This is a genomic window from Bacillus sp. PS108 (genome assembly GCF_037963335.1).
GTDB classification, from domain to species: domain Bacteria; phylum Bacillota; class Bacilli; order Bacillales; family Bacillaceae; genus Bacillus; species Bacillus subtilis.
This window is the reverse complement of record NZ_CP150155.1, coordinates 4,038,862-4,065,110: the sequence shown is the minus strand read 5'-3', so window position 1 is coordinate 4,065,110 and position 26,249 is coordinate 4,038,862. Positions and strand designations below refer to the sequence as shown.

27 protein-coding genes and 3 pseudogenes are annotated in these 26,249 nt (G+C 43.1%); 21 read left to right on the top strand and 9 right to left on the bottom strand.

Annotation, left to right across the window (positions count from 1 at the left end; all coding sequences use genetic code 11):
• Positions 1 to 2: 2 nt before the first annotated feature.
• The 7 genes and pseudogenes from walK to NSQ16_RS21075 form a co-directional block, all read left to right on the top strand.
• Complete coding sequence (gene walK, locus NSQ16_RS21105; RefSeq protein ID WP_024572714.1) at positions 3 to 1,838, top strand: cell wall metabolism sensor histidine kinase WalK; 1,836 nt, start codon at positions 3 to 5, stop codon at positions 1,836 to 1,838.
• Positions 1,828 to 3,195, top strand: a complete 1,368-nt coding sequence (gene walH / locus NSQ16_RS21100; protein ID WP_003226936.1) for a WalRK two-component regulatory system regulator WalH — start codon at positions 1,828 to 1,830, stop codon at positions 3,193 to 3,195. Before walK ends, walH begins: the two co-directional genes overlap by 11 nt.
• Complete coding sequence (gene walI / locus NSQ16_RS21095) at positions 3,182 to 4,024, top strand: WalRK two-component regulatory system regulator WalI (RefSeq protein WP_230488690.1); 843 nt, start codon at positions 3,182 to 3,184, stop codon at positions 4,022 to 4,024. The genes walH and walI overlap by 14 nt, the downstream gene beginning before the upstream one ends.
• A gap of 21 nt (positions 4,025 to 4,045) precedes the next feature.
• Positions 4,046 to 4,840, top strand: coding sequence for an MBL fold metallo-hydrolase (locus tag NSQ16_RS21090; RefSeq protein ID WP_003226939.1), 795 nt, complete (start codon positions 4,046 to 4,048; stop codon positions 4,838 to 4,840).
• Positions 4,841 to 4,921: 81 nt separating this feature from the next.
• A complete protein-coding gene (gene htrC, locus NSQ16_RS21085) occupies positions 4,922 to 6,124 on the top strand; it encodes a serine protease HtrC (RefSeq protein ID WP_015250812.1) in 1,203 nt (400 codons plus the stop codon).
• Positions 6,125 to 6,144: 20 nt separating this feature from the next.
• Positions 6,145 to 6,275 (top strand): annotated as a pseudogene (locus NSQ16_RS21080) (hypothetical protein).
• A 27-nt stretch (positions 6,276 to 6,302) separates the two neighbouring features.
• Positions 6,303 to 6,455 (top strand): annotated as a pseudogene (locus NSQ16_RS21075) (ATP-binding protein); the annotation flags it as partial.
• Here NSQ16_RS21075 and rocR read toward each other — a convergent pair.
• A complete protein-coding gene (gene rocR / locus NSQ16_RS21070; protein WP_003244510.1) occupies positions 6,437 to 7,822 on the bottom strand; it encodes an arginine utilization regulatory protein RocR in 1,386 nt (461 codons plus the stop codon). The pseudogene NSQ16_RS21075 and the gene rocR sit on opposite strands and share 19 nt — an antisense overlap.
• A 229-nt stretch (positions 7,823 to 8,051) precedes the next feature.
• Between rocR and NSQ16_RS21065 the strand changes: the two genes are divergently transcribed.
• From NSQ16_RS21065 to rocF, 5 genes are all read left to right on the top strand, one after another.
• Entirely contained in the window at positions 8,052 to 8,336 is a 285-nt protein-coding gene (locus tag NSQ16_RS21065; RefSeq protein ID WP_015715052.1) for an autorepressor SdpR family transcription factor, read from the top strand.
• Entirely contained in the window at positions 8,336 to 8,968 is a 633-nt protein-coding gene (locus tag NSQ16_RS21060; protein WP_085185985.1) for an SdpI family protein, read from the top strand. Before NSQ16_RS21065 ends, NSQ16_RS21060 begins: the two co-directional genes overlap by 1 nt.
• Before the next feature lie 275 nt (positions 8,969 to 9,243).
• A complete protein-coding gene (gene rocD, locus NSQ16_RS21055; protein ID WP_069838313.1) occupies positions 9,244 to 10,449 on the top strand; it encodes an ornithine aminotransferase in 1,206 nt (401 codons plus the stop codon).
• 222 nt (positions 10,450 to 10,671) lie between these two features.
• Complete coding sequence (locus tag NSQ16_RS21050) at positions 10,672 to 12,075, top strand: amino acid permease (RefSeq protein ID WP_003242721.1); 1,404 nt, start codon at positions 10,672 to 10,674, stop codon at positions 12,073 to 12,075.
• Between the two features lie 72 nt (positions 12,076 to 12,147).
• Positions 12,148 to 13,038 carry an arginase gene (gene rocF / locus NSQ16_RS21045; RefSeq protein ID WP_003226959.1) on the top strand — a complete coding sequence of 297 codons (891 nt, stop codon included), beginning with the start codon at positions 12,148 to 12,150 and terminating at the stop codon, positions 13,036 to 13,038.
• 235 nt (positions 13,039 to 13,273) lie between these two features.
• On the opposite strand, the gene NSQ16_RS21040 is transcribed toward rocF, so the two are convergent.
• Together NSQ16_RS21040 and rapG are read right to left on the bottom strand one after the other, a co-directional pair.
• Positions 13,274 to 13,390 (bottom strand): Phr family secreted Rap phosphatase inhibitor, encoded by a 117-nt coding sequence (locus tag NSQ16_RS21040; protein WP_003226961.1) that lies wholly within the window; start codon positions 13,388 to 13,390, stop codon positions 13,274 to 13,276.
• A complete protein-coding gene (rapG, locus tag NSQ16_RS21035; protein WP_085185309.1) occupies positions 13,391 to 14,488 on the bottom strand; it encodes a response regulator aspartate phosphatase RapG in 1,098 nt (365 codons plus the stop codon).
• Positions 14,489 to 14,598: 110 nt separating this feature from the next.
• On the opposite strand from rapG, the gene NSQ16_RS21030 reads away from it, so the two are divergent.
• The 6 genes and pseudogenes from NSQ16_RS21030 to fdhA all read left to right on the top strand — a co-directional run bounded on the left by NSQ16_RS21030 (position 14,599) and on the right by fdhA (position 18,935).
• Complete coding sequence (locus tag NSQ16_RS21030) at positions 14,599 to 15,069, top strand: GNAT family N-acetyltransferase (RefSeq protein ID WP_106610977.1); 471 nt, start codon at positions 14,599 to 14,601, stop codon at positions 15,067 to 15,069.
• A gap of 141 nt (positions 15,070 to 15,210) precedes the next feature.
• On the top strand, positions 15,211 to 15,948 hold the full coding sequence (locus NSQ16_RS21025; RefSeq protein WP_106610976.1) for a YiiX/YebB-like N1pC/P60 family cysteine hydrolase: 738 nt from the start codon (positions 15,211 to 15,213) through the stop codon (positions 15,946 to 15,948).
• Positions 15,949 to 15,958: 10 nt separating this feature from the next.
• Positions 15,959 to 17,116 carry a hypothetical protein gene (locus NSQ16_RS21020; protein WP_097080570.1) on the top strand — a complete coding sequence of 386 codons (1,158 nt, stop codon included), beginning with the start codon at positions 15,959 to 15,961 and terminating at the stop codon, positions 17,114 to 17,116.
• Between the two features lie 18 nt (positions 17,117 to 17,134).
• Positions 17,135 to 17,380 carry a DUF2651 family protein gene (locus NSQ16_RS21015; RefSeq protein ID WP_085185317.1) on the top strand — a complete coding sequence of 82 codons (246 nt, stop codon included), beginning with the start codon at positions 17,135 to 17,137 and terminating at the stop codon, positions 17,378 to 17,380.
• Positions 17,381 to 17,484: 104 nt separating this feature from the next.
• A complete protein-coding gene (locus NSQ16_RS21010) occupies positions 17,485 to 17,655 on the top strand; it encodes a hypothetical protein (protein ID WP_069837897.1) in 171 nt (56 codons plus the stop codon).
• A 62-nt stretch (positions 17,656 to 17,717) separates the two neighbouring features.
• Positions 17,718 to 18,935, top strand: a pseudogene (gene fdhA, locus NSQ16_RS21005) (formaldehyde dehydrogenase, glutathione-independent).
• Between the two features lie 33 nt (positions 18,936 to 18,968).
• Here the strand turns inward: fdhA and NSQ16_RS21000 are convergent.
• Positions 18,969 to 19,382: a hypothetical protein gene (locus tag NSQ16_RS21000; protein WP_085185319.1), complete on the bottom strand. Its 414-nt coding sequence runs from the start codon at positions 19,380 to 19,382 to the stop codon at positions 18,969 to 18,971.
• A gap of 184 nt (positions 19,383 to 19,566) precedes the next feature.
• Here NSQ16_RS21000 and NSQ16_RS20995 point away from each other — a divergent pair, with 184 nt between their 5' ends.
• A complete protein-coding gene (locus NSQ16_RS20995; RefSeq protein WP_003236479.1) occupies positions 19,567 to 19,737 on the top strand; it encodes a CxxH/CxxC protein in 171 nt (56 codons plus the stop codon).
• Positions 19,738 to 19,817: 80 nt separating this feature from the next.
• Positions 19,818 to 20,297 (top strand): 23S rRNA (pseudouridine(1915)-N(3))-methyltransferase RlmH, encoded by a 480-nt coding sequence (gene rlmH, locus NSQ16_RS20990; RefSeq protein WP_085185321.1) that lies wholly within the window; start codon positions 19,818 to 19,820, stop codon positions 20,295 to 20,297.
• Positions 20,298 to 20,552: 255 nt separating this feature from the next.
• Here the strand turns inward: rlmH and NSQ16_RS20985 are convergent, their stop codons facing one another.
• From NSQ16_RS20985 to NSQ16_RS20975, 3 genes are read right to left on the bottom strand one after another with little or no spacing between them, the layout of a single operon-like run.
• The gene (locus NSQ16_RS20985) at positions 20,553 to 20,753 is read right to left on the bottom strand and encodes a hypothetical protein (protein WP_230488691.1); all 201 of its coding nucleotides are present in this window, start codon (positions 20,751 to 20,753) and stop codon (positions 20,553 to 20,555) included.
• Complete coding sequence (locus NSQ16_RS20980) at positions 20,740 to 21,228, bottom strand: recombinase zinc beta ribbon domain-containing protein (RefSeq protein WP_230488750.1); 489 nt, start codon at positions 21,226 to 21,228, stop codon at positions 20,740 to 20,742. Before NSQ16_RS20980 ends, NSQ16_RS20985 begins: the two co-directional genes overlap by 14 nt.
• A gap of 7 nt (positions 21,229 to 21,235) precedes the next feature.
• Complete coding sequence (locus NSQ16_RS20975; RefSeq protein WP_230488751.1) at positions 21,236 to 21,772, bottom strand: recombinase family protein; 537 nt, start codon at positions 21,770 to 21,772, stop codon at positions 21,236 to 21,238.
• A gap of 268 nt (positions 21,773 to 22,040) precedes the next feature.
• On the opposite strand from NSQ16_RS20975, the gene NSQ16_RS20970 reads away from it, so the two are divergent.
• Positions 22,041 to 23,033: a restriction endonuclease gene (locus NSQ16_RS20970; RefSeq protein ID WP_163182286.1), complete on the top strand. Its 993-nt coding sequence runs from the start codon at positions 22,041 to 22,043 to the stop codon at positions 23,031 to 23,033.
• A gap of 332 nt (positions 23,034 to 23,365) precedes the next feature.
• Here the strand turns inward: NSQ16_RS20970 and NSQ16_RS20965 are convergent, their stop codons facing one another.
• Together NSQ16_RS20965 and fbp are read right to left on the bottom strand one after the other, a co-directional pair.
• Positions 23,366 to 23,869 (bottom strand): recombinase zinc beta ribbon domain-containing protein, encoded by a 504-nt coding sequence (locus tag NSQ16_RS20965; protein WP_257435494.1) that lies wholly within the window; start codon positions 23,867 to 23,869, stop codon positions 23,366 to 23,368.
• Positions 23,870 to 24,033: 164 nt separating this feature from the next.
• Positions 24,034 to 25,959, bottom strand: coding sequence for a fructose-1,6-bisphosphatase (gene fbp, locus NSQ16_RS20960; protein ID WP_106610974.1), 1,926 nt, complete (start codon positions 25,957 to 25,959; stop codon positions 24,034 to 24,036).
• Positions 25,960 to 26,249: the final 290 nt, after the last annotated feature.

Below are 26,249 nucleotides of genomic sequence, written 5' to 3'. Positions count from 1 at the left end.
ATATGAATAAGGTTGGTTTTTTTCGGTCGATCCAATTTAAGATTACCTTGATTTATGTGCTTTTGATTATCATTGCCATGCAAATCATTGGTGTGTATTTTGTCAATCAGGTAGAGAAGTCGCTGATCAGCTCTTATGAACAATCGCTGAATCAGCGAATCGACAACCTTTCTTATTATATCGAACAAGAATATAAGAGCGATAACGACAGTACCGTCATAAAGGATGACGTCAGCCGTATTTTGAATGACTTCACGAAAAGTGATGAGGTTCGGGAAATTAGCTTTGTAGATAAAAGCTATGAAGTGGTCGGTTCTTCAAAGCCGTACGGTGAGGAAGTGGCTGGGAAACAAACGACCGATCTGATTTTCAAAAGAATTTTTTCTACCAAACAGTCGTATTTAAGAAAATATTATGACCCGAAAAGCAAAATCAGAGTTCTTATTTCCGCGAAGCCCGTCATGACTGAAAACCAAGAGGTTGTCGGCGCGATCTATGTTGTCGCGAGTATGGAAGATGTCTTTAATCAAATGAAGACGATCAACACGATACTGGCGTCCGGCACAGGTTTGGCACTTGTTTTGACGGCTCTTCTCGGTATTTTTCTGGCAAGAACCATTACCCACCCGCTTTCAGATATGCGAAAGCAGGCGATGGAGCTTGCGAAAGGGAATTTCTCGAGGAAGGTTAAAAAGTACGGGCATGATGAAATTGGGCAGCTGGCCACAACGTTTAACCACTTAACGAGAGAGCTTGAAGATGCCCAGGCGATGACTGAAGGAGAACGCAGAAAGCTAGCCTCTGTCATTGCTTATATGACAGACGGCGTTATCGCCACAAACCGAAACGGAGCGATTATTCTCTTAAACAGCCCGGCGCTGGAACTGTTGAACGTTTCACGTGAAACAGCCTTAGAAATGCCGATTACGAGTTTGCTGGGGCTTCAAGAGAATTATACTTTTGAAGATTTAGTGGAGCAGCAGGATTCTATGCTGCTTGAAATTGAGCGCGATGATGAATTAACGGTGCTTCGCGTGAATTTCTCTGTGATTCAAAGGGAACACGGCAAAATTGATGGTTTAATCGCTGTCATTTACGATGTAACCGAACAAGAGAAAATGGATCAGGAACGCAGAGAATTCGTTGCGAATGTATCACATGAGCTGAGGACGCCGCTTACGACAATGCGCAGCTATTTAGAAGCGTTAGCTGAAGGCGCGTGGGAAAATAAAGACATTGCTCCGCGCTTCTTAATGGTGACGCAAAATGAAACAGAGCGTATGATCCGGCTTGTCAATGATCTGCTTCAGCTGTCGAAATTTGACAGCAAGGATTATCAATTTAACCGGGAATGGATTCAGATTGTCCGGTTTATGTCGCTTATTATTGACCGTTTTGAAATGACAAAAGAGCAGCATGTGGAGTTTATCCGCAATCTGCCGGACAGAGATCTGTACGTCGAGATTGACCAGGATAAAATAACGCAGGTGCTCGATAATATTATTTCTAACGCTTTAAAATATTCACCGGAAGGCGGACATGTCACGTTCTCGATTGATGTCAATGAAGGGGAAGAACTTCTCTATATCAGCGTGAAGGATGAAGGGATCGGCATTCCGAAAAAAGATGTCGAAAAAGTCTTTGACCGCTTCTACAGGGTGGATAAAGCGAGAACGAGAAAGCTTGGCGGCACCGGTCTGGGATTGGCGATTGCCAAGGAAATGGTACAGGCGCACGGCGGAGATATTTGGGCGGACAGCATAGAAGGAAAAGGCACGACGATTACATTTACTCTTCCATATAAAGAGGAACAAGAGGATGATTGGGATGAAGCGTGAAAATATAAAAACGATATTACTTACGGTACTCGTCGTCATCAGTCTTGTTTTTACATGGGGGATATGGACGTTCCAGCCAAACTTTTCTGAAGGCTCATCCTCAACAGAGTCTACTGTTCGTGTGAAACATAAAATCGAAAAAACCACCCAAAAGCTGTCTGAAACGGTAAGGCCAAGGGACATGTTTATCCATGATGACGGCGCTCATTACAAAGTGGATGACAATGCCCTCTATGAAGAAATTTGGTCTGACTTGCCGCATTGGGATGTGAAAGGAATTAAAGATATTTCGGATCAGTATGACAAGGCTGGATTCAAAAGCTGGTTTTATGGAATAGGCGGTTCTGAAGCCAAGCTTGACTTGCAATTCAGCGATACGATCCCGATTGATATTTTCCAAACGTTGTTTAAATGGTCTAATCAGTCGTTTGAATACAGTTCGTTTGACCATATTCTGATCCCGTTCAATGAAACAAAAGCGAACAAGAAAATCTATTTGGTATCTTACAGCAAACAGCTCATTCTTGAAGTGACGGTTGAGTCGGCAAACTACCGGAACATTATGAACGACTTGAAAAACAGGCAATCAAATATGCCGGCGTTCAGTTTGTTCTCCATTGGCTCAAAGAAAGAGTTCTTGCTGCCGAACAAACCGCTTACGATGGACAAAAAAGAATTTGTCACAGAATCGATTAAAACAAATACCTTTAAGCAGGCTTTGTTTAGTGATCCGAGCATTGTAAGAGAAGATTCGAATTACAACAACAGAAATGTGCTGACAGATGGGATCAGCCGTTTAGATGTGAATCTAAGCCAGCGACAGGTGCAATTCCAGCAGCGCAATTTGGTGCAGAGCACATCCTATCAAACAGGTGAGTTAATCAAAAAGAGCCAAAAATACCTTGAGGATACCGGAAGCTGGACGGATCACTATCAATTTTTCAATATCAATGACAGCCAGCAGCTGAGCTTCTATATCTTTATGGATCAGATCCCGGTCATTAACAGCACCGCCAAACCTTTCGGAGCGACATCGGCGATTACGGTGCAATGGGCGAATGATGATATTCTCAGCTATAAGCGGCCGAATTACAGTCTCGGAACGAATCCGATTAAAACAAGTGAAACAGAGCTCATGAGCGGCAGCGAAGTGAAGATGCTGCTTTCGAAACAAACCGCTTATGATACGGACAAAATTGATCAGATCTTCCTTGCTTATCAATTGGTATCAACATCAACCAACGATGATCCTCTCGTTGAACTGGAACCGGTTTGGGCGATGAAAGTAAATGGAAAAATTGTGCCGATTACAAAGGATTTATTGAGGAAGGAGGGGGCTAACAGTGGAGTGGAATAAGACAAAATCAATCTTCATCGTTGCCTTCCTCATTTTAGATATTTTCTTAGGCTATCAGTTTTTTCAAAAATGGCAGGCTACCGGCAAAGAATATGAAGTCATTAAAAATGATGTCGAGCATGACATGAAGGCCGATCATATCACGTATGAAGGCTTGAATAAGGAAGCGACAGAAGGCTATCGGATCACGGCAAATCAAAAAGCCTTCACCAAGGAGGAAATTGAGGCGCTGAAGGATCAAAAGCCTTTGATGGACATGCCTAGTGATGATCATAAAGTAACGAGCCTGAAAATGAAGTTTGCAAATCCAATCGCCCTATCAAAGAAGGATATCGAGGACGATGCTCAGGCACTTGTTTCTTCGAAAATTCAAGATGGCGAAAAATATAAGCTTTGGAAGGTTAATAAATCGAAGAAAGAAATTATTTTCTTCCAAACGTACGAAGGCCATTATATTTACCAAAAGACCGACAATCCCTCTAATATGATCGGGCAAGTGGTGCTGCACTTAAACGGTAAAAACGAGGTTGTGTCATACGACCAGACTACGCTTGAGACCTTCAAGCAAATCCAGAAAGAAAGCTTAATTACTGAAATGGATGCGGTTGAGCTATTGTACTATCAAAATCAATTAAAAGAATACAGCACTGTGAAGAGCTGTAAATTCGGCTATGTAGCACAATATCCGCTGACAAGTACGCAGGTGCTGGCGCCGGTATGGAGAATTACGGTCGAGTACGAGAAAAAAGTGAACGGTGAGAAAAAGGCAGTACAAGAGTATTTTACTGTGAATGCTTTGGAGAGTACGATTTTAGATACAGATCAATGAAAATAATGGAGTGAGACAAACATGAGCTTGCAATTTAGCGTACTTGCGAGCGGGAGTACGGGAAATGCGTTTTACCTCGAAACAGAGGATCACGCATTTTTAGTGGACGCCGGTTTGAGCGGAAAAGCCATGGATGGGCTGATGGCGCAGATCGGGCGTAAGCTGGATGATGTAGACGGCATTTTTGTGACGCATGAGCATAGTGACCATATTAAGGGCCTTGGTGTCGTCGCCAGAAAGTACAAGCTTCCGATCTATGCGAATGAGAAGACTTGGAAAGCGATGGAGAATCAAATCGGCAAAATTGACACCGATCAAAAGTTTGTATTTCCGATGGAGACGGTGAAGTCGTTCGGCGGACTTGATGTTGAATCGTTTGGCGTCTCCCACGATGCGGCGGAACCGATGTTTTATGTGTTCCATTATAACGGCCGAAAGCTCGCATTAATGACAGATACGGGATATGTCAGCGACCGGATGAAAGGCATTATCCGTTCAGCGAATGTATTTGTGTTTGAAAGCAATCACGATGTCGGTATGCTGCAAATGGGAAGATACCCATGGAGCATTAAGCGGCGGATTTTAAGTGACGTCGGGCACGTGTCAAATGAAGATGCTGCCTTGGCGATGACGGATGTCATTGGTGATGAGACGTCTCGTATTTACCTGGCGCATTTGAGCCAGGACAACAACATGAAGGAGCTGGCAAGAATGTCTGTACAGCAGACATTGGCTTCTAAAGGATTTGTGACGGGTGAGACATTTGACTTATACGACACTGATCCGAAGAAGGCCACTCCGCTTTGCGCTGTATAATTTTTCTATGTAAATCATGACTATTCTAGGAGCTTCTAACCCACAATATAACCATATTAACGTTCTTGGAAAGGATGGAATATGGTGGATTACGAACGTGAGGAAGAACATACTACTCCTGAACAGCCAAAGAGAAGCAAAAAAGGATATTTTCTTTCAAGCCTGATTGGTGTGATTGTCGGTGCCGTCTTAATGGCGTTTATCATGCCGTACCTTTCAAATGAAGGGCTAGATACGGGCGCTTTAGATCAGCAGCAGAACAATAACGGCCGGGAATCAATCAGGACGGTGAATGTCAGTGTCAACAATACGGTCACCAAGATTGTCAGCAATGTGTCGCCCGCCGTTGTCGGTGTTGTGAACATCCAAAAATCAGATATACGGGGAGAGAGCGGCGAGGCTGGGAGCGGCTCTGGCGTCATCTATAAGAAAAATGACCATTCCGCTTATGTCGTGACCAACCATCATGTCATCGAAGGCGCTTCCCAAATTGAAATCAGCTTGAAAGACGGATCGCGTGTATCAGCTGATCTTGTCGGCAGCGACCAGCTGATGGATCTGGCCGTTTTACGGGTGAAAAGCGATAAAATTAAAGCAGTCGCCGATTTCGGAAATTCAGATAAAGTGAAGTCTGGGGAGCCGGTTATTGCGATCGGGAACCCGTTAGGCCTTGAGTTTGCTGGCTCTGTCACACAAGGCGTCATCTCGGGTACGGAGAGGGCGATCCCAGTAGATTCAAACGGTGATGGACAGCCTGACTGGAACGCAGAAGTCCTGCAAACAGATGCGGCCATTAACCCTGGGAACAGCGGCGGCGCTTTGTTAAATATGGATGGGAAGGTCATTGGCATCAATTCAATGAAAATTGCCGAGTCAGCGGTTGAAGGGATTGGCCTGTCCATTCCGTCTAAGCTCGTGATCCCTGTGATAGAGGATTTAGAGAGATACGGAAAGGTCAAACGCCCGTTCCTTGGCATTGAGATGAAATCCCTAAGCGACATCGCAAGCTATCATTGGGATGAAACATTAAAGCTTCCTAAGAACGTCACCAATGGAGCGGTTGTGATGGGTGTAGACGCCTTTTCACCTGCCGGAAAAGCGGGACTGAAGGAACTCGATGTCATCACGGAATTTGACGGATACAAAGTAAATGATATTGTTGACCTGCGAAAACGGCTTTATCAGAAAAAAGTCGGTGACCGGGTGAAGGTGAAGTTTTACCGCGGCGGAAAAGAAAAATCTGTTGACATCAAGCTGTCGTCCGCAGACCAATTAGGAAGTTAATCAAAACAGTCTGGCATCGTTTGCCAGGCTGTTTTGATATGCAAAAAAAACTGAACGGGGGTCACGCTCGTTCAGTTGAAAAGGATATATCGAATATGAAGAAAAATACAAGATGGTTGTTACACGTGAAACAGCAGCAAATGGCTGTTAACTGCAAATACCTCCATTTTCAGCATTCTCCCGGAAATATGGAGGTTCGGGATTAGGCCTTGCCATAACGAAATCGATTATCGACAATCACAATGGGACGATTGAAGTGAAAAGTGAAATCGGCAGAGGCACTGTTTTTCTGATCAGGCTTCCTGCTCCGGATTATTCGTTAGACGAGTGAGAAAATTTCTTCAGCCGATATTGGAGGCTTTGTCTGCTGATGCCAAGCTCCTGAGCAGCTTTCGAGATGTTATGGCCGTGTTTTCTTAACACGTTCTCTATCACATATTTTTCGAAGCTTTCCATTTTTTCTTTTAAGTCCGCGGCCGGCTGGTGTCTTGGTGTTTCAGGCTCTGGGATGTCAGCCGGCTTGATTTTCATTCGGTATTGATAGGGCAGATGGGAAGCCGTAATCGTTTGCTCGTCCGTCATGAAATTCATTGCGCCTTCGATCATATGCTCAAGCTCGCGAATATTTCCCGGCCAGTCATAAGAAAGGAAAAATTGCTTCACGTCATCGCTGATGTGTTCAACATTCATTTGGAACAGATGGTTGTTTTTCTGGATGAACTCCGACGCGAGAAGCAAAATGTCTTCTTTTCGCTCCCGTAGCGGCGGGATGATCAGTGTGACGACACTCAGCCTGTAATACAAGTCCTTCCGCATTCGTTCGCCTGCAATTGCATCAATTGGGTCTTCATTCATCGTGGCAATAATACGTACGTCAATCGGTGTATCCTTTGTCGAACCGATGCGCCTGATTTTCCGTTCTTGAAGGGCGCGCAGCAGCTTCGCCTGAAGGCTGAGATTCAGCGAGTTGATTTCATCTAACAGCAGCGTCCCGCCGTGGGCTTGTTCAAACAGGCCGGGCTGGTCGACAGCGCCGGTAAACGCGCCTTTTTTCGTCCCAAACAAAATGCTTTCCACAAGGCTGTCTGGCAATGCCGCACAGTTTTGCGAAATAAACGGGCCGCCAGAACGATCGCTTCCATTATGGATACTTTGCGCGAACAGTTCTTTTCCTGTGCCGGTTTCGCCTGCGAGAAGGACAGATGATGACGTACGGGTTGCCCGCTTGGCGTTTTCGATGACGTCTTGAATGGCCGGACTGGTGCCGAGAATACTGTCAAACGTATAGGTTGTGCTGCCTTTTTTGTTCATATTCTCCCTGATCAGCCGTTCAAGCTTTGTCACATCCTTGGCAATTTCAACGGCGCCCCTGATTTTGCCGTCTTGGACGATGGGATATGTATGATTGATCGTCGTTATTTCCTGGCCTTTATTATTGAAATAGCTCTGTTTGACGTTTTTAATCGTCTTTCCTTCCTGAAGAGCCTGTACCAGTGTGCTGTCCTGCTGCTTTGAAAACATAAACACATCCATCAGGTTTTTATTCAAGACGTCATGCTTCTCCATATCTTCAATCTGCATCATTTTATTGTTATATACGATTGTGTTTCCATGCTCGTCTACCACGTGCAGGCCAACATCGATTTCATCTAAAATGCTCTGAAAAACCAATGTGAGGAATTCGCTGTCTTTGACCACTGTATGAACCTCCCTCAATTATTTTCTTAATATTGCTTCTATTTTATAAAAAAATGGAGAGGATATGCAAAAGAATTTTGCACTTAGGATTTGTATTACAGTTAATCCTAATATCGTTTTATCGTAAAGGAAGGAAATACTGGTGTTGTATATTGACTGGAAAAATAAAATGTTTTATTATTTAGGTAAATATCTAAATCCTAATGTTTACCAAAGGGGGGAGAATTATTTGAATAAGGCTTTTAAAGCTCTGGCCGATCCTACAAGGAGAAGGATTTTGGATTTGTTAAAACAACAAGATTTAACAGCCGGGCAAATTGCTGACCAATTTGATATGTCAAAACCTAGTATTTCTCATCACTTAAATATTTTAAAGAACACTGATTTAGTACGAGACCAAAAAAAGGGACAATTTATTATTTATTCTTTAAATACGACTGTACTTCAAGATCTTATTGGCTGGTTTTTTTCCCTTACAGATACAGACCATGACAAGAAGGAAGGTGGAGAATGATGAAAAAATATTTCTTTGCACTAATTATGATAGCCTTAACAATTTTAGCTTGGGTTATAACATATTCACACTTACCTAATGAATTGGCAACACACTGGGGTATAAGTGGTGAAGCAGATGACTTTTCAAAGAAACCTACGGCCATAGCAACGTTGGTAGGTATAATGATAGTACAATATATTCTTATGGTGCTTATTCCTAAAATTGATCCCCGACGAAACTATCCGACCTTTACTCGTGCATACTTATCTATTTTTAATACCATGTTTCTCGTCTTATTTCTCATTAATTTGATTACAATATTGACGGGGCTGGGTATTAAACTTCCTATTCCATATTTAGGTTCATTTATTCTTGGAGCTATATTTATGGTTTTTGGTAATTTTATTCAGCAGGTTAGACCGAATTTTTTCTTGGGAATTAGAACTCCTTGGACATTAAGCAGTGAAAATGTATGGAGGCTTACACATAGATTGAGTTCAAGAATATTTGTTCTAGCCGGAATCATTATTGTTTTAACTGCATTTATTCCTGAGTCTTTTACCGAGCCGATTATTTTTATAGCGGCAATAGGTAGTATACTCTTATCCGTATTCGCATCTTATTTCATATATCAAAAAGAGCTGCACTAAGGATTAAAAGGCGTAATCACCATTCAGATTATGCTTTTTTATTATAAAACTTTTTTATTCGATTTATGCTGACCTTCTTTGTTCATATATGCTTTTGAATCGCAAAAGAATTTTGCACTCACTGAATTTTTTGCTCGAAATATCAGAATGTTTTTGCACCTTGTCCTCGAAAATTGTAGAAAACACACGAATTCTTGATTTGGCACAGAACTTGCATTTATATAAAGGGAAAGCAGGATAACATGTTGAAACAGAAAACAAGGGGGAATTCAAATATGCCAGCTTTATCTAAATCCAAAGAAATTATTGATCAGACGTCTCATTACGGAGCCAACAATTATCATCCGCTCCCGATTGTTATTTCTGAAGCGCTGGGTGCTTGGGTAAAGGACCCGGAAGGCAATGAATATATGGATATGCTGAGTGCTTACTCTGCGGTAAACCAGGGGCACAGACACCCGAAAATCATTCAGGCATTAAAGGATCAGGCTGATAAAATCACCCTCACGTCGCGCGCGTTTCATAACGATCAGCTTGGGCCGTTTTACGAAAAAACAGCTAAGCTGACAGGCAAAGAGATGATTCTGCCGATGAATACAGGAGCCGAAGCGGTTGAATCTGCGGTGAAAGCGGCGAGACGCTGGGCGTATGAAGTGAAGGGCGTAGCAGACAATCAAGCGGAAATTATCGCATGTGTCGGGAACTTCCACGGCCGCACGATGCTGGCGGTATCTCTTTCTTCTGAAGAGGAATATAAACGAGGATTCGGTCCGATGCTTCCGGGAATCAAACTCATTCCTTACGGCGATGTGGAAGCGCTTCGACAGGCCATTACGCCGAATACAGCGGCATTCTTGTTTGAACCGATTCAAGGCGAAGCGGGCATTGTGATTCCGCCTGAAGGATTTTTACAGGAAGCGGCGGCGATTTGTAAGGAAGAGAATGTCTTGTTTATTGCGGATGAAATTCAAACGGGTCTCGGACGTACAGGCAAGACGTTTGCCTGTGATTGGGACGGCATTGTTCCGGATATGTATATCTTGGGCAAAGCGCTTGGCGGCGGTGTGTTCCCGATCTCATGCATTGCGGCGGACCGGGAGATCCTAGGCGTGTTTAACCCTGGCTCACACGGCTCCACATTTGGCGGAAACCCGCTTGCATGTGCAGTGTCTATCGCTTCATTAGAAGTGCTGGAGGATGAAAAGCTGGCGGATCGTTCTCTTGAGCTTGGTGAATACTTTAAAAGCGAGCTTGAGAGCATTGACAGCCCGGTCATTAAAGAAGTCCGCGGCAGAGGGCTGTTTATCGGTGTGGAATTGACTGAAGCGGCACGTCCGTATTGTGAGCGTTTGAAGGAAGAAGGGCTTTTATGCAAGGAAACGCATGATACGGTTATTCGTTTTGCGCCGCCATTAATCATTTCCAAAAAGGATTTGGATTGGGCGATAGAGAAAATTAAGCACGTGCTGCAAAACGCATAAATCCGCACCATGGCGGGATATTCACTTCGTTTGTATAAATTTACAACAGAAAAATCAGCACTCCCTATTTGCTCAGCTACAGTATTTTAGTATAATGTATCTTTATGAGAAGAAGTGAATTTTATATTAAATAGATAGAGGCTCTTTGGACAGCAAACTGGGATAGCACCATGCAGATGTTCCAGCTTAGATCCAATACAAGTTGCTGAAGGGGTGCAGAATGTGAATACAAACCAAGATAACGGAAATCAGCTCCAGCGGACAATGAAATCGCGCCACTTGTTCATGATTTCATTGGGCGGAGTGATCGGAACCGGTTTCTTCCTTGGAACCGGGTTTACCATTAACCAAGCGGGACCGCTCGGCGCGGTTCTGTCCTATTTAGTGGGCGGCTTTATCATGTTTTTGACGATGCTCTGCTTAGGAGAGCTGGCAGTCGCCTTTCCTGTGTCGGGGTCCTTCCAGACCTATGCGACAAAATTTATCAGCCCGGCCTTCGGGTTTGCGTTCGGCTGGCTGTACTGGCTCGGCTGGGCGGTTACATGCGCCATTGAATTTTTATCAGCGGGGCAGCTGATGCAACGCTGGTTTCCGCATATAGACGTGTGGATTTGGTGTCTGGTCTTTGCGGCACTGATGTTTATTTTAAATGCAATCACCACAAAAGCCTTTGCAGAATCAGAATTCTGGTTTTCAGGCATTAAAATTTTGATTATCCTTTTATTTATTATTCTCGGCGGAGCTGCCATGTTTGGCCTGATTGATCTGAAGGGCGGAGAGCAGGCGCCGTTTTTGACACATTTTTATGAAGACGGGTTATTTCCGAACGGCATAAAGGCAATGCTGATTACGATGATTACTGTGAACTTTGCGTTTCAGGGGACTGAGCTGATCGGGGTTGCAGCCGGAGAAAGTGAAGACCCTGAAAAAACGATTCCACGGTCAATCAAACAGACAGTATGGAGAACGCTTGTCTTCTTTGTGCTTTCAATCATTGTCATTGCCGGCATGATTCCGTGGAAACAGGCGGGTGTCGTGGAAAGTCCATTTGTTGCCGTATTTGAGCAAATCGGAATCCCATATGCAGCTGATATCATGAACTTTGTTATTTTAATCGCACTGTTATCTGTTGCGAACTCAGGTTTATACGCATCAACACGTATTCTGTACGCAATGGCCAATGAAGGACAGGCCTTCAAAGCGCTCGGAAAAACAAATCAGCGCGGTGTACCGATGTACTCGTTAATCGTAACGATGGCTGTGGCCTGCCTATCACTTCTGACAAAGTTTGCGCAGGCTGAAACTGTCTATATGGTACTGTTATCTTTGGCGGGTATGAGCGCACAGGTCGGCTGGATTACGATTTCGCTTTCCCAAATCATGTTCAGACGCAAATATATCCGTGAGGGCGGGAAGATAGAAGATTTGAAATTTAAAACACCGCTGTACCCGGTGCTTCCGCTGATCGGCCTAACATTAAATACGGTCGTGCTCATCAGTCTTGCATTTGATCCGGAGCAGCGTATCGCGCTGTATTGCGGCGTACCGTTTATGATCATTTGCTACATCATTTATCATGTCGTCATTAAAAAACGCCAGCAGGCGAATCGTCAGCTAGAGCTTTAAAACGTTGTCCGTAAGTCATCTTTGTTATAACCCGCATAGGACATTATCTTAAATGTTGAGGTGGAATCACAGATGGATAAAACGATTTCGGTTATTGGAATGCCAATGGATTTAGGACAAGCACGACGCGGAGTGGATATGGGTCCGAGTGCCATCCGGTACGCTCATCTGATCGAGAGGCTGTCAGACATGGGATATACGGTTGAAGATCTTGGAGACATTCCGATCAACCGTGAAAAAATCAAAAATGACGAGGAACTGAAAAACCTGAATTCCGTTTTGGCGGGAAATGAAAAACTCGCGCAAAAGGTCAACAAAGTCATTGAAGAGAAAAAATTCCCGCTTGTCCTGGGCGGTGACCACAGTATTGCGATCGGCACGCTTGCAGGCACAGCGAAGCATTACGATAATCTCGGCGTCATCTGGTATGACGCGCACGGCGATTTGAATACACTTGAAACTTCACCATCGGGCAATATTCACGGCATGCCGCTCGCGGTCAGCCTCGGCATTGGCCACGAGTCACTTGTTAACCTTGAAGGCTACGCGCCTAAAATCAAACCGGAAAACGTCGTCATCATTGGCGCCCGGTCACTTGATGAAGGGGAGCGCAAGTACATTAAGGAAAGTGGCATGAAGGTGTACACAATGCACGAAATCGACCGTCTTGGCATGACAAAGGTCATTGAAGAAACCCTTGATTATTTATCAGCATGTGATGGCGTCCATCTGAGCCTTGATCTGGACGGACTTGATCCGAACGACGCACCGGGTGTCGGAACCCCTGTCGTCGGCGGCATCAGCTACCGGGAGAGCCATTTGGCTATGGAAATGCTGTATGACGCAGGCATCATTACCTCAGCTGAATTCGTTGAGGTTAACCCGATCCTTGATCACAAAAACAAAACAGGTAAAACAGCAGTAGAGCTCGTAGAATCCCTGCTAGGGAAGAAGCTGCTATAATAAGAAAACCCCCGCACCCGCGGGGGTTTCAGCGTGTCGACAAACCCTCGCATTCGTTGTCAGGCCTGCGCTTCGGTGCTCACGAATTCCAAACATTCGCTGCGCTCCAATGCTCGTTCTTCCTAGACTTCAAGGGTTTTCAATCACGCTGAAAAGATGAAAGAATCCTAAAACTACAAACCGTTTTAGGATTCTTTCGTTAAATTAAACCCCCGCACCCGCGGGGGTTTTTCATTTATCCAATCATTTTCTCAGCGACTTTCATTTCCTGTGAGTGGGTTTGATGGTCCGCAATAAACCAACCTGATAAAATCACCGCTGCGACGCCTGCGCCAATCAGAAATCTTTTCATTTATATAACCTCCGTTCGTTTAATCAGTTCTTCAATTTGTAATGCTTCATAAAAAAAGTGGGCAGCTTCTTTGTAAAGCTCAAGTTCCCTATACCGTTCGCCAGCCAAAATGGAAAGTTCTCTTACACTGTCATACTCTTTCTCGGACAACAAGTCATCCATATATTGTTTGCATAAGTAAAACGTTTCCGCATGACCCCCTTCTGCATAAATGGCATATAAAATGTCTATTTTTGCCTCACATATTCTATTCGGCTCAGCAGCCAATTTTTCCTTCACTTCTTGGTAATAAGATAAGGCCTGTTCTTTCTTTTTGATCTTAAACAGCTCTCGTATCAGCAAGTAGGCAGAATGATAGTAATAGGCGGAGCGGGCATACTCTTCGTTCTGTAAGGCTTCCTCTAATTTCGAAACCGCTTCTTCTGATTTGCCGCTTTGCGCATGAAGAAGGCCGAAGTTATGCAAAAGCTGGGCTTCAAAAAAATGATCCTCTAATTCACTCGTGATCCGAATTGCTTCGTCCAAATAAGCCTCAGCTTCTTCAAACTGGCTCATCTCTGTAAAATTGCCTGACATGGTAATCAGGGCTGAAGCCAGCTTCTTTTTATAATCGGTCTCTTCCCTGAACGTTTTGACCGCTTGCCGTGTATGATTGAGGGACACAATATTTTGTCCCAGCTTATAATAGAGCTTTCCGACCTTCAGGTGAAATTCAGCTTTCTCAATCGGATCGGGAATGTTGTCGAGATACTGCTCTGCATCTTTATACAGCCCAATGGCAATGTCATAATTATTTTTATAGGCCTCATACATGCCTTCAAACAGAAAAAAGTAATATTTCAGCATGTCAGACGTAGCATTCATATGAGAAGGCTCCTCATGCTGAAAGCCCTGTCCTCTCGCCTCGTGAAGCAAAACCTTGTGGCGCAGTTCCAATAAGGAGAAGTAGGCAAGCACCTCCTGATCCTCTTCCATGTCATCCAATAAAGGCTTCACTTCTTCAAATAAACGGGAGGATTCTTCAACTTCATGTTTCTTGATGGCAAGGTACCAATCGTTGAGCATGCTAGCGATTTCTGCGGGTGCGATCTTATTCATGTGAAACTCCTTTCTCTAGTGACTTATCAATCTCAGTTGCTTATTCTGATAGTAACACCTCTTTCTATTTTATGTAAAATCCTCTAGTCAATATATGAAGGAGAGATGATATGACAATCATGCTGACCCCAATGCAGTCAGAAGAATTTCGGTCTTATCTCACATACACAACAAAGCATTACGCGGAAGAAAAGGTAAAAGCGGGAACATGGCTGCCTGAAGATGCACAGCTTTTGTCTAAGCAGGCGTTTACTGATCTGCTTCCGAGAGGGCTGGAAACACCCCATCACCATTTGTGGAGCCTCAAGCTGAATGAAAAGGATATCGTTGGCTGGCTCTGGATACATGCTGAACCGGAGCATCCGCAGCAGGAAGCGTTTATTTATGATTTCGGGTTATATGAACCGTATCGTGGAAAGGGCTACGCAAAGCAAGCATTGGCGGCATTAGATCAAACGGCACGCAGTATGGGAATCCGCAAGCTGTCCCTTCATGTCTTTGCTCATAATCAGACGGCGCGAAAGCTATATGAGCAAACCGGATTTCAAGAAACAGACGTAGTGATGAGCAAGAAGATTTAACGAAAAGGGCCTGATAAAGGCCTTTTTCTGTAAACGATTTCTAAAAATTCTGTAAATAACCTAGTTACTTTCCTTATTTTCCTAATATAATGTGGATGAGGAAATTACCTTTCCTACACTCACAAGAAAAGAGGAGATGTAATGAAGTTGAAGAAACGAGTGTCGATGTTTTTGGTAGCGTTTACAATGTGCGGCGGCCTGTTTGTTTCTCCCGCCAAAGCCGTAAAGACCACAAATTATGCTGAAGAAATCGCCGCACTGCAGCCAGGCACGACACCGGAAGAAGTCATGAAATCTGCCAGCCAGATTGCCAAACAGCAGCACATAAAGCAGGACGTTATCCTAAAACAGTTCTATAAGGAAATCACGGCTGATAAAGCAGAGGGAGACCGGCTCGCCAAGGAAAGCGGCATGTCTATCATGGGCGGGTCGTCCGGCACGAAAAAACTCCCGACAAGCGCGAAAGGCAATATCTATTACACGAACTCCTACACAGCCTACTACAATCACGGCCACGTCGGCATGTACTCCGCTGCTGACAAAATTGTTGAATCTGTCCCGAGCGACGGCGTCAGGCAGATCGCTTACAATGCCAGAGACGTGGAAGACAACTCCATTGTGCAAACCGTCAGCGTATCCTCATCTCAAAAAACAGCTGCTGCCGACTGGGCGGTATCAAAAGTCGGCGACCCATACTCATTTAACTTCGTCAATAACAGAAATACCGGCCATGACGGCGCCAAAAACTGTTCAAAGCTCCTATGGTCTGCCTTTTTGCTGAAAGCAGGCATTGATATAGACAGCAACGGAGGCTTAGGCGTGTATCCGCGGGACATCACAAGTTCTTCGTATACGACAACCATCATGACCATTTACTAAGGAGAAGGATATGAAAAAGTGGATGATTACCATCGCCATGCTGATTCTCGCAGGAATCGCACTATTTGTCTTCATTTCTCCTAGCCATAAAACTGTAAGTCACCAGGATCTCCGAGACTCCGGTTTCTTGGATGACAAAGAAGTCCTGTTATATTTCTCAACCTCTGCGGATCAGGATGCATTTGGCGGCGGGAAAAGCTACGCCCTGTTTATCAGCCAGGACGGGTCGCTCTCTTCCTTTCAGATGAAGGGCCTTGAGCTGGGATCAGCCAAGGTTCACGGCGAAAATGTGATGCTGGAGGACAAAAACACGATTTACACGCTCAAAAACGGCCTGCGCTCCCATAAAAGAGCCTATCAGCACACAGGCGACAGCGCGGGCTTTCTGCAAAACACGGACGGCTTTTACACCTTATACAACTCCGGCTACGACAAAAAGGGAGACGGATACCGCTCAGAGCTGTACCGCCAAATGGACGGAGAGTGGAAAAAAGACGTCATCCCCTACTACATCCGAGCCTCCGGTTTCCATGATGGCGCCATTTACGCACTCGTCCCGACAGCTGACGGAAAAGGCTATCAGCTCCTTCAGATTCAAGCAGATCAGAAGAAGCTTTCCTATCTCAGCATAACGGAATGGCAGTACCGGGAAGGAGCCTCAGTCGAATCCCAGCTTGCCGTGGACGACCAAGCTGTGTATGTTATGGTTCGCGGCCAAAAAGCCCACAATCTCTATCAAATGGTCAAGATCAACAAAAAAAGCGGCGAAGTAGAGCTGCACGATATCGCCGAATACAAAAACGACGAACAAACGATATACAGCTCCATGCCCTTCAGCTTTAAAAACAGCTTTTTCCCTTATGACGGGAACCTGTATTTCATTGACGGCTTCGGAAAGGTACACAAAATCGATGCCAAGACAGGAAAAACAAGCATCGTCTTCACCCTTTCCCCGGACAAAATGAAAGCCGATTTCAAAGAAATCACCCAAAAAGGCAGCAGCCTCTATTTCTTCACATACACGTATCACAAGCCTGCCTACATTGAACAGTACAGCCTGAAAACCGGAAAGAAAATGAAAGAAAAAGAGATTGGGAAGGTAAAGGATGTCGTGACGCCGAAGAGTCATTTGAAGCTGTATGATGTTGAGGTGATGAGGGATTTTTAAGGTGAAGGGGGTTCCGACTTGGGAGCCGTTATACTGCTCATCGTTTTTGTTTTTCCGATGATATCAGGCGTAATTGGTGCAGCGTGTTATTTCATATGTAAGAGAGTTTGGATTGGTCCGCTCATCGTCTTTATTGCGAGTTTGATATTGTTGTTTACGTTAGCCTCTGGCAACAGTTCATTCATGTTTTGGGTTGTGCTTTATACTGCAATTGCGTTAGCAGCCAGTGTTGTCACATTATTTCTCAGGAAATTTTTTGAGTGATCTCTGTTTATGAAGAGACTGGTGTGAAGTCTCTTTTTTTGTTGAACCGAAGTTTGCAGAGGATTTTGGGTATGGTTTAGAAACGAATCTAAAGGAGGAATTACATGCGCACCAAACGGGTTATTCTTCTGGCAGTTATGATCTGCCTGGTTTCGGCCATTACTGTGTTCTTGTTAAATGGATGTAAAGTCGACTTCTTAGACATCGGCGGAACCATTATTGGATGCTTTCTTGGCATATTTGTTGTTATAAGAATACAGAAAAAACAGTCGTGAAAAAGGGAAAGAGTCATGCCGAACCGAAGTCGTGTTCAAGGACCAAGAGTCCAAACACATGAATGGGAGGAATGGCGTTGACAGGAAACAAAGCGGTTGTGTACAAAGGCAAAGGGACTGTAGCGGTGGAGGATATCGGTTATCCGGAGTTAATCTTGAGGGACGGGCCCGGCGTTCCGAAGGCGAATGTGAACCGAAAATGTGAGCATGGGGTTATTCTCAAGGTCATTACAACCAACATTTGCGGAAGCGACCAGCATATGGTCAGAGGCCGCACAACGGAGCCTGAAGGCTTGGTGCTCGGACATGAAATCACCGGAGAAGTCATTGAAACGGGGCGGGATGTCGAATTTATCAAAAAGGGCGATATCGTATCCGTTCCTTTCTGCGGACGCTGTGTGATGTGCAAAACGCAGAAAACGCATGTGTGCCTGAATGTCAATCCGGGCCAGCCCGGATCGGCTTACGGCTACGTCGATATGGGCGGCTGGGTCGGCGGCCAGTCTGAATACGTCATGGTGCCATACGCTGATTTTCAGCTTTTGGTATTCCCTGATAAAGAACAGGCGTTAGAAAAGATTCTCGATTTGACCATGTTGTCCGACATTTTCCCGACCGGCTTCCACGGAGCTTACACAGCGGGCGTGCAAACAGGTTCAACCGTTTATATCGCGGGAGCGGGGCCTGTTGGCTTGGCAGCTGCACACTCCGCTCAGCTCCTAGGTGCCTCAACCGTGATTGTCGGCGATCTGAACGAAGACAGGCTGGCACAGGCGAGAAGCTTCGGCTGTGAAACGGTCAACGTGTAAAAACACGACCGCCTCGGCGAGCAAATTGAACAAATACTAGGTGAACCAACCGTTGATGCCGCAGTGGACTGTGTCGGCTTTGAAGCATCCGGACACGGCAATCAAGGAGAAGCGCCTGCCGCTGTGCTGAACTCAATCATGGACGTCACCCAGGTCGGAGGCAGCCTTGGCATTCCAGGCTTATACGTGACCGAAGATCCCGGCGCAAAGGATGCAGACGCCAAAACAGGCTCACTAAAAATCCGCTTCGGACTCGGCTGGGCCAAAGCCCACACCTTCGTCACCGGACAAACGCCCGCCATGACATACAACCGCAATTTGATGAAAGCGATCCTGAGCGGCAGAGCGCAGATCGCAAAAGCAGTCAACGCCACCGTCATTTCTCTGGACGACGCGCCAAAAGGCTACAGCGACTTCGACAAAGGCGCAGCCAAAAAATTCGTCATCGACCCTCATGGAACATTGAAGTAAAAGAAAAAGCCGGACGTTCTTAGAACGCCGGCTTTATTGCTGGTAATCCGTTTCTTCAAATCGACTTCCCGTTTCATCCTGTACGATAAAATCCTCTTCGATTTTGTCCAGTCCAATCAAAATATAAGGGTTTTTCTCAGTTGCCTTAGGAGCTGGTTTTCGTTTCACAGTTACAATCGTTTCTTTAGGTGAGAATTTGACGTCTGACACCTCAAGCTGTTTTTCGTTCTCGCTGCTTCCGAGAGACACGACGACCATTTTTTTGCCTTCTGATATGGTGAAGACTTGATATCCTTTTACATCATCATGTATTTGAAGGTAATTAGCGTATATTTCTAAGTCTGGACTGCCTTCACCGATTCGATCCTTCTCCAACATCCAATAAGACGGCTGACACCCAACAAGCAGCAACATGATCACAAAAAGCCAAACCCATCTAAAGCGCAAATGCAAACCTCCCCACACATCGGTTACATCCAAACTAACATACGAGTGAAATAGAGTCATCAACAGCTTGTTTGTCGAATTGTGGATAAAACTCAGCCCGAAGCACTACTAACATGTGAATAAATAGGTTATATTGGGAAGAGAATATTTGCAAAAACGCAAGAAACCATCGGAGGATTAGAACATGAAACAAACCTATTATTCCTGTGAAGAACACATCGAAACCGTGCTGGATATGTACATAGACGACCACGAGCTGCCGCCCGAAATCAGAAAAATCGAACATACTAACAGTTTATCCACAGCCTGTGAATTATGCGGAGACCCCGCAGTATATATAGTGGGGAACGAATGATCTTACACAAAATACAGAAAAGATATCCACAATTGTGGACAATATATATGAATAACTTGTTTTTAAAGTGGGGATGACCTGTGAATATCAATATTGTGACAATCGGAAAACTAAAAGAAAAATACCTCAAGCAAGGCATTGAAGAATACACGAAACGACTTTCAGCCTACGCAAAAATCGACATCATCGAACTCCCGGACGAAAAAGCGCCGGAAAACCTAAGCGACCAGGACATGAAAATCATAAAAGACAAAGAAGGCGACCGCATCTTATCGAAAATCAGCCCCGACGCCCACGTCATCGCCCTCGCCATCGAAGGAAAAATGAAAACATCCGAAGAACTAGCCGATACAATAGATAAGCTGGCTACATATGGAAAAAGCAAAATCACCTTCGTCATCGGCGGATCACTCGGATTGAGTGACGCAGTGATGAAGCGAGCGGATGAAAAGCTGTCGTTCTCGAAAATGACGTTTCCTCATCAGTTGATGCGGTTGATTCTGGTGGAGCAGATTTATCGGGCTTTTCGGATTAATCGGGGGGAACCGTACCACAAATAGTGGCAAAAATTGTTGTAGGTAAGGTGGTAATTCTTTATCGGAAGCGGGTATTGAAAATGTGTGTTCATTATCCGTTTCACGATATAGCAAGTGGATTAGTATAAACGTTTTGGATATATTCATTTCAGTAAAATCAAATTCAAGTTCTATATTCTGATCTATCTATTTGCTCTATTGTAGTTTTATCAATTAGCAGCTGAAGTAATTGTTTTTGATTTTCCCTAGATATCTTCCTATAAACTGATAGGAATTTTTTCAGTAATTTTCGATCAACTCTGGTTGGATTAATTTTGAATCAATAGAACCTAATTGAATTATAATCTCATTTTTTCTTTGTTCTAACTCTATTTTTTTATTGGAGACCTTTTGTAATCTTTCTTGCAGAATATCAATAGGCAGAGTATTTTTCTCAAATGCTTCCATATGTAATTTCCAATTTCCTTTAATTTTTTTCAATCCCTTCTAACTCTTTATTCAGTAGGTTTATCGAATGAGCGGAATTAGAACTAATGTCTGTGAGCGTCTTATATAAATTCTTCTTATTAGAGCTGAATTGTTCAATTTTCTTAATAACCGTATCTTCTGCTTCATTTGCCCTTATGGAATTAGCTTTACAAGCAGCAGATCCTTTATTATGGAAATCGCTACAGACGTAATAACGATGTTGTCGTTTCGACCCATCTTTTCGTGTATATGTTGTAATCGATGGTACCATTCCTTGACCACAATCAGGACAACGTAAAAGACCACTAAGTAAAAATGGTTCATTTGATTGTCGCTGCTTAAATGATTTACTTTTTCTTCTTGCTTGTACTACGTTCCATAATTCGTCCGAAATTATAGCTTCGTGTTTTCCTTTAACTAGGATGGGATTTTGATTTTTACCTTTTCTCCGTTTGGTGTCCCAATTCTCAACTTTTAGCCAACTGATTTTACCGTTATATACAACATTGTCTAGCTAGGGTTTGTGCTACACCGTTAATAGAAAAATATCGGCTTCGCTTCGTCCTATATCCTTCTTTAATTAAGTTGTTAGAAATTGCTCTTAGGCCTTTACCATTTGCATACATATGATAGATTAGCTGTACTACTTCTGCTTCCTTTTCATTGATAACAAGTTCTTTCTTAACAATGTCATATCCAAATACAACTCCACCGTTCCAACGCCCTTCTAATGCTCGCTGTTTCATTCCAAGCTTTACATTTTCGGATATTGTATTACGCTCCATTTCAGCAATAGAAGCCATAATTTTAAGTACTAATCGTCCTATAGGGCTACTAGTATCAAAGTTTTCCGAGTAGGATATAAATTTCACATTATATTTTTGAAACTTATCTAGAATCATGAATGTGTCTAACATATTTCTTGAAAGTCGAGATATTTTCCATACTAAAACGGCATTGAATCTCTCATTTTCAACATCATTAATTAGCCTCTGCATTTCAGGACGTCCATTTACTGATTTACCGCTAATTCCTTCATCGACATACTCATCGACTACTTCCCATTTATAAACTTAAGCATATTGCCGAAGTGTTTGAAGTTGGGCAGCTATACTAAATCCCTCTTTTGCCTGTTCTTCTGTGCTTACGCGGGCGTAATTTGCCACTCTTTTTATTTCTGTTGTCATATTTGTCCTCCTTTCGCTTTTATAATACTATGAAAATAGTAAAAAGAGAAAATGGGATTAGTAGTATTTGTCTATCATAGCTAGCCTAATGCTATTAATAGGGGGATTTTTAATGAGAGCATGGATGAGTAAAGGGAGCTTATTAAACACTATCCAAGATATGATAGGAATTAAAACAGGATTACTTATTACAGATGATGATATTTTCAGACTCATGGGAGATACATCATATAGTGATCTGTTTGAATCAATTAGAAATCAAGATAACCAACATTTAATAACAATACGGGGAGAGGAATTTGAAGAGATTATATCTATAATTAGAGTGGGGTTAGGGAATAGAGATAGCGTTCCAGCCCCGTTTCTCCTAAAATTGGCTTTGGACTTTCCTGAATATCAGGATGACTTGGCAAAACTAGTCAAAGCCTTATCTGAATATACAAGTCAGAATAAGGGGCCGCTCTTAATTAATCAAAAATTCCATAATAAGTTGAAGGAAATGTCGGGTGCAGGTGAATTTATAACGTTATTATTTATTAAAGACTTGATACAAACAATTGATCATAGTGTCACAAATAAATTTTCGATTGAAGAATGGGACGGGGAAATACCTTTGAGTGATTTATTTCAAAGTGAAAATCTCCCTGACAACAAAGAGGAATTTATTGACCAAAGATTTATTGATTATCTCCATGCCCAAAATAAGGATGTTGACGGAATTCATTGGAGACAATTTGAAGCACTCACAGCTGAGTTTTTTCGCAGAAATGGCTATATAGTAACATTGGGTAAGGGGAGGAAAGATGGAGGCATAGATGTATATGCAGTAAAGGAAAATAAAGACAGTAAAAAGCCAGAAGCCATTATTATTCAATGTAAGCGACATAAAAAATCAAATAAAGTAGGTGTGAATATTGTTAAGGCACTATACTTTGACGTTGTAGACAAAGAAGTAGATAAAGGAATTGTTGCAACGACTTCATATATAGAGCCACAGGGAAAGAGAATATGTGACAGTAAAAAGTATCCAATTGACTATGCCGAATTAGATACGGTAACAAGTTGGATTGATGAGATGAAGAGCAAAAGCCTACTGAGGTACTAAACTTATTATAGAGATTTCACTGTTCCCAATCTGCCTATTATACTATTTGTAATTAAGTACAGGATTGTTAAACAAAATTATCTTATTGTGTAAAATTTAGCAGTCTATTCATTTGAAATAGACTGCTAATTCAGCTTCAGAATAAGAATAAATACACATCCATAATATAAAGCTAACAAGTAGTTAAACAAGTCCATGACTTATCACTTTAAATAGCTCTTGATCAAATTTATAGACGATTTTCTTAATTGTTCAATCTTTGGGCTTTTCTCCAGTATTTACTTGAATTTCTTTAATAAGAAAACGAAGTAATTCTTTTTTATCATAGTCGTCTAATAAGTAATAAAAGAATTAAAATCATTAGCGATACGGTTAATTACTGTTAATAAGTCATTGTTATTCTTTAATTCAATCTGCTTTGTTAACAGTATTTTAAATTCCTTCTGTTCACTTTCTTCATTCTGGGCTCTTTCCATTTGTTCACTAAGCGTAGCTATGGCGATTATTTTCTTTGTATAAAGTTGCAAGAGTTCGTGTTTCTCTCTTTTTAGTTCTCTTAAATTTTTTTCTATTGATTTAAGTTCTTCTTCAATTGGTTCCAATTCACTCTTTAAGTTATCGATAACTACTAATTGTAATGGCATAGAAAGGTTTAGATTGTTAAGGTACTTCATAACCTGTGACAATACCTCTCGTTCCGCATACTCCTTATTTACAAGATTCGATTTACATGCTTTAGAACCACTATTTTTAAAACGGCCATAAACGTAATATTTGTTCTTTTTGTTAGCATTCCCTTGTACCATTGCACCGCCACAAGTAGGACACTTTAATATACCTGTTAATGGGAAGGAGCCGTTGTGAACTCTACCTTTTGTTTATGGAGAGATGAAAGAGACGCAAAAAATGACAGAAAGTGATCATCAATTTGCAGTGTAAAAAAAGATGTTGAATAACCATAAAAAAGTCCAGAGAATATCTTCTCTGAACCCCCTATCCCTCACTTCATATACCGATACTCCCGCAAACTCTCCAAAATCGCAACTTCCTGCAGCAGTTCCTCACCCACATTCGTTTCCTTCACTTTCTTCCGCTCAAGCTCTTTGTCCACTAATCGTTTCACCGTCAAGACGTCGGTTCCGGTGCTTAGGACTTCTGCCTTGGAGTTGAAGTGTTTATGGGCGACGAGCTGCATGCCGTAGGAGTTATATAGCAGCGTGTAGCCTGCGATGCCTGTTGTGGATTGGTAGGCTTTGGAGAAGCCGCCGTCGATGACGATCATTTTTCCGTTTGCTTTGATTGGGTCTTCTCCTTCGATTTCTTTTACAGGTGTATGGCCGTTGATGATATGGCCGTGATCTGGATTGAGGCCGAATTCTGTCAGGATGTTTCGGCAGGTTGCCTCGTCTTCGCGTAAATAATAATACGGGTTTTTCTTTTCTTTATGTGTTTCCTTCTCTTTGATGAAATACCGCTCAAATGTCGTCATGGCGCGTTTTCCGAAGAGGGAGGAGTATTCGCCTGTCCATAAATACCAAGCCATATCTGTCGCCAGGTCATCGGTTTCTTCCGGGTGGGCAAAGGCTTCCCGCAAGAATCGTTCAAATACATCGAGCAGCTCACGGCCCGCATACGGTTTATCCTCAATCATCATCGTTTCCATATTGCCGTTTTCATCGACAGGAATACAGCCGTGAATCAACAGGTTACCGTTATATTTTAAATAAAGGCTGCCTTTTTTCATCATAAAATTCATATGGCGGCCCAGCTTTTCGGAATGCTGGACAGAGAATAGCAGCTTGTCTATGACTTCTGCTTCTTCTTCTAATAGCTGATCTGGCTGCTCCGGATTAATCGTCGCAAAGCAGGTGTTTTCCAGTTGATATGTTTTACCGTTCAGCGTGATTTCATTTTTGTCATAATCTATTTTCTCTAATAACAGCCGCTCTTCCATATTAAAGTTCGGCCGTCTCTTGATAATCGGGCTCTCAAGCTTGAATTGGATCATGGCAATCGCTTGATGGATTTTTGTGATTTGCTTAATCTCATCCTCTGGCCTGTTGTCGTCTGCTTTTGGACGGAACGCTGGATTATCATCATAATATTTTTCGGCCAGGTTCAGCAGCGGTCTCAGGTTGATGCCGTACACGTCCTCAATAATATCCAGGTTGTCGTAGCGGGCACAGATGCGGATAATATTGGCCAGGCACACTTTGGAACCGGAATAGGCGCCGATCCAAAGGACATCGTGATTTCCCCACTGAATATCAACAGAATGATAGTTGATCAGTTCTTCCATAATCCTATCCGGCTGCGGTCCGCGATCGTAAATATCGCCGACCACATGCAGATGGTCGACCACCAATCGCTGAACGCTGTAAGCAAGGCCGGTGATCAGTTTATCGGCTTGGCCAAGTTCAATGATCTGATCAATGATCTCGGAGTAATATTGCTCCTTGTTGCCAGCTTGTTCTGTTTTGTATAGCAGCTCCTCCGTAATATAAGCAAATTGGGCAGGCAGTGCTTTGCGTAATTTGGAGCGGGTATACTTGGAGGAGCAATATGAAACGAGCTTAATCATTCGATGAATCGTTTCTTTATACCACTCGTTTAACGCTTCTTTCGCATCAAAGTCATGTTTGATTAACTTCAGTTTGTCTTCCGGATAGTAGACCAATGCTGCTAATTCATCGATTTCTCTATCGTAAATGACACCGCTGAAGATGTCGCGTATCTTCTCTTTGACTCGTCCTGAACCATTGCGCAGCACGTGCTGGAATGCCTGATACTCCCCGTGCAAATCACTGACAAAATGCTCGGTGCCCTTTGGCAGGTTCAATATCGCTTTCAAATTAATGATTTCTGTTACCACTTTTTCTTCACAATCGTATTTTTGCGCGAGTAGATCTAGGTACTTGCTTTCCAAAACCGTCCATCCCCTTTTTAGAATAAACCCCCTATTTATGAGCATGTGCATGATAAGGTGAATTTAAAAGTATGACATTATTTTTAAACATTGGACCTTTATATGATAGTACCGCATAAGTCCTTTTAGAGACAATTAAAACGAGTGAAAGATTAAGGCAGCTAGAGCTGAAAAATCTTTCAGCAGAATCTACGGAGGAGGTTATTTAGTCAAGGGCTTAGGCTAAAAGGTTCAGTATCCTCCTTATTGTTGTTATCAATATGCATTGATATGGTATTGACGATCCATTT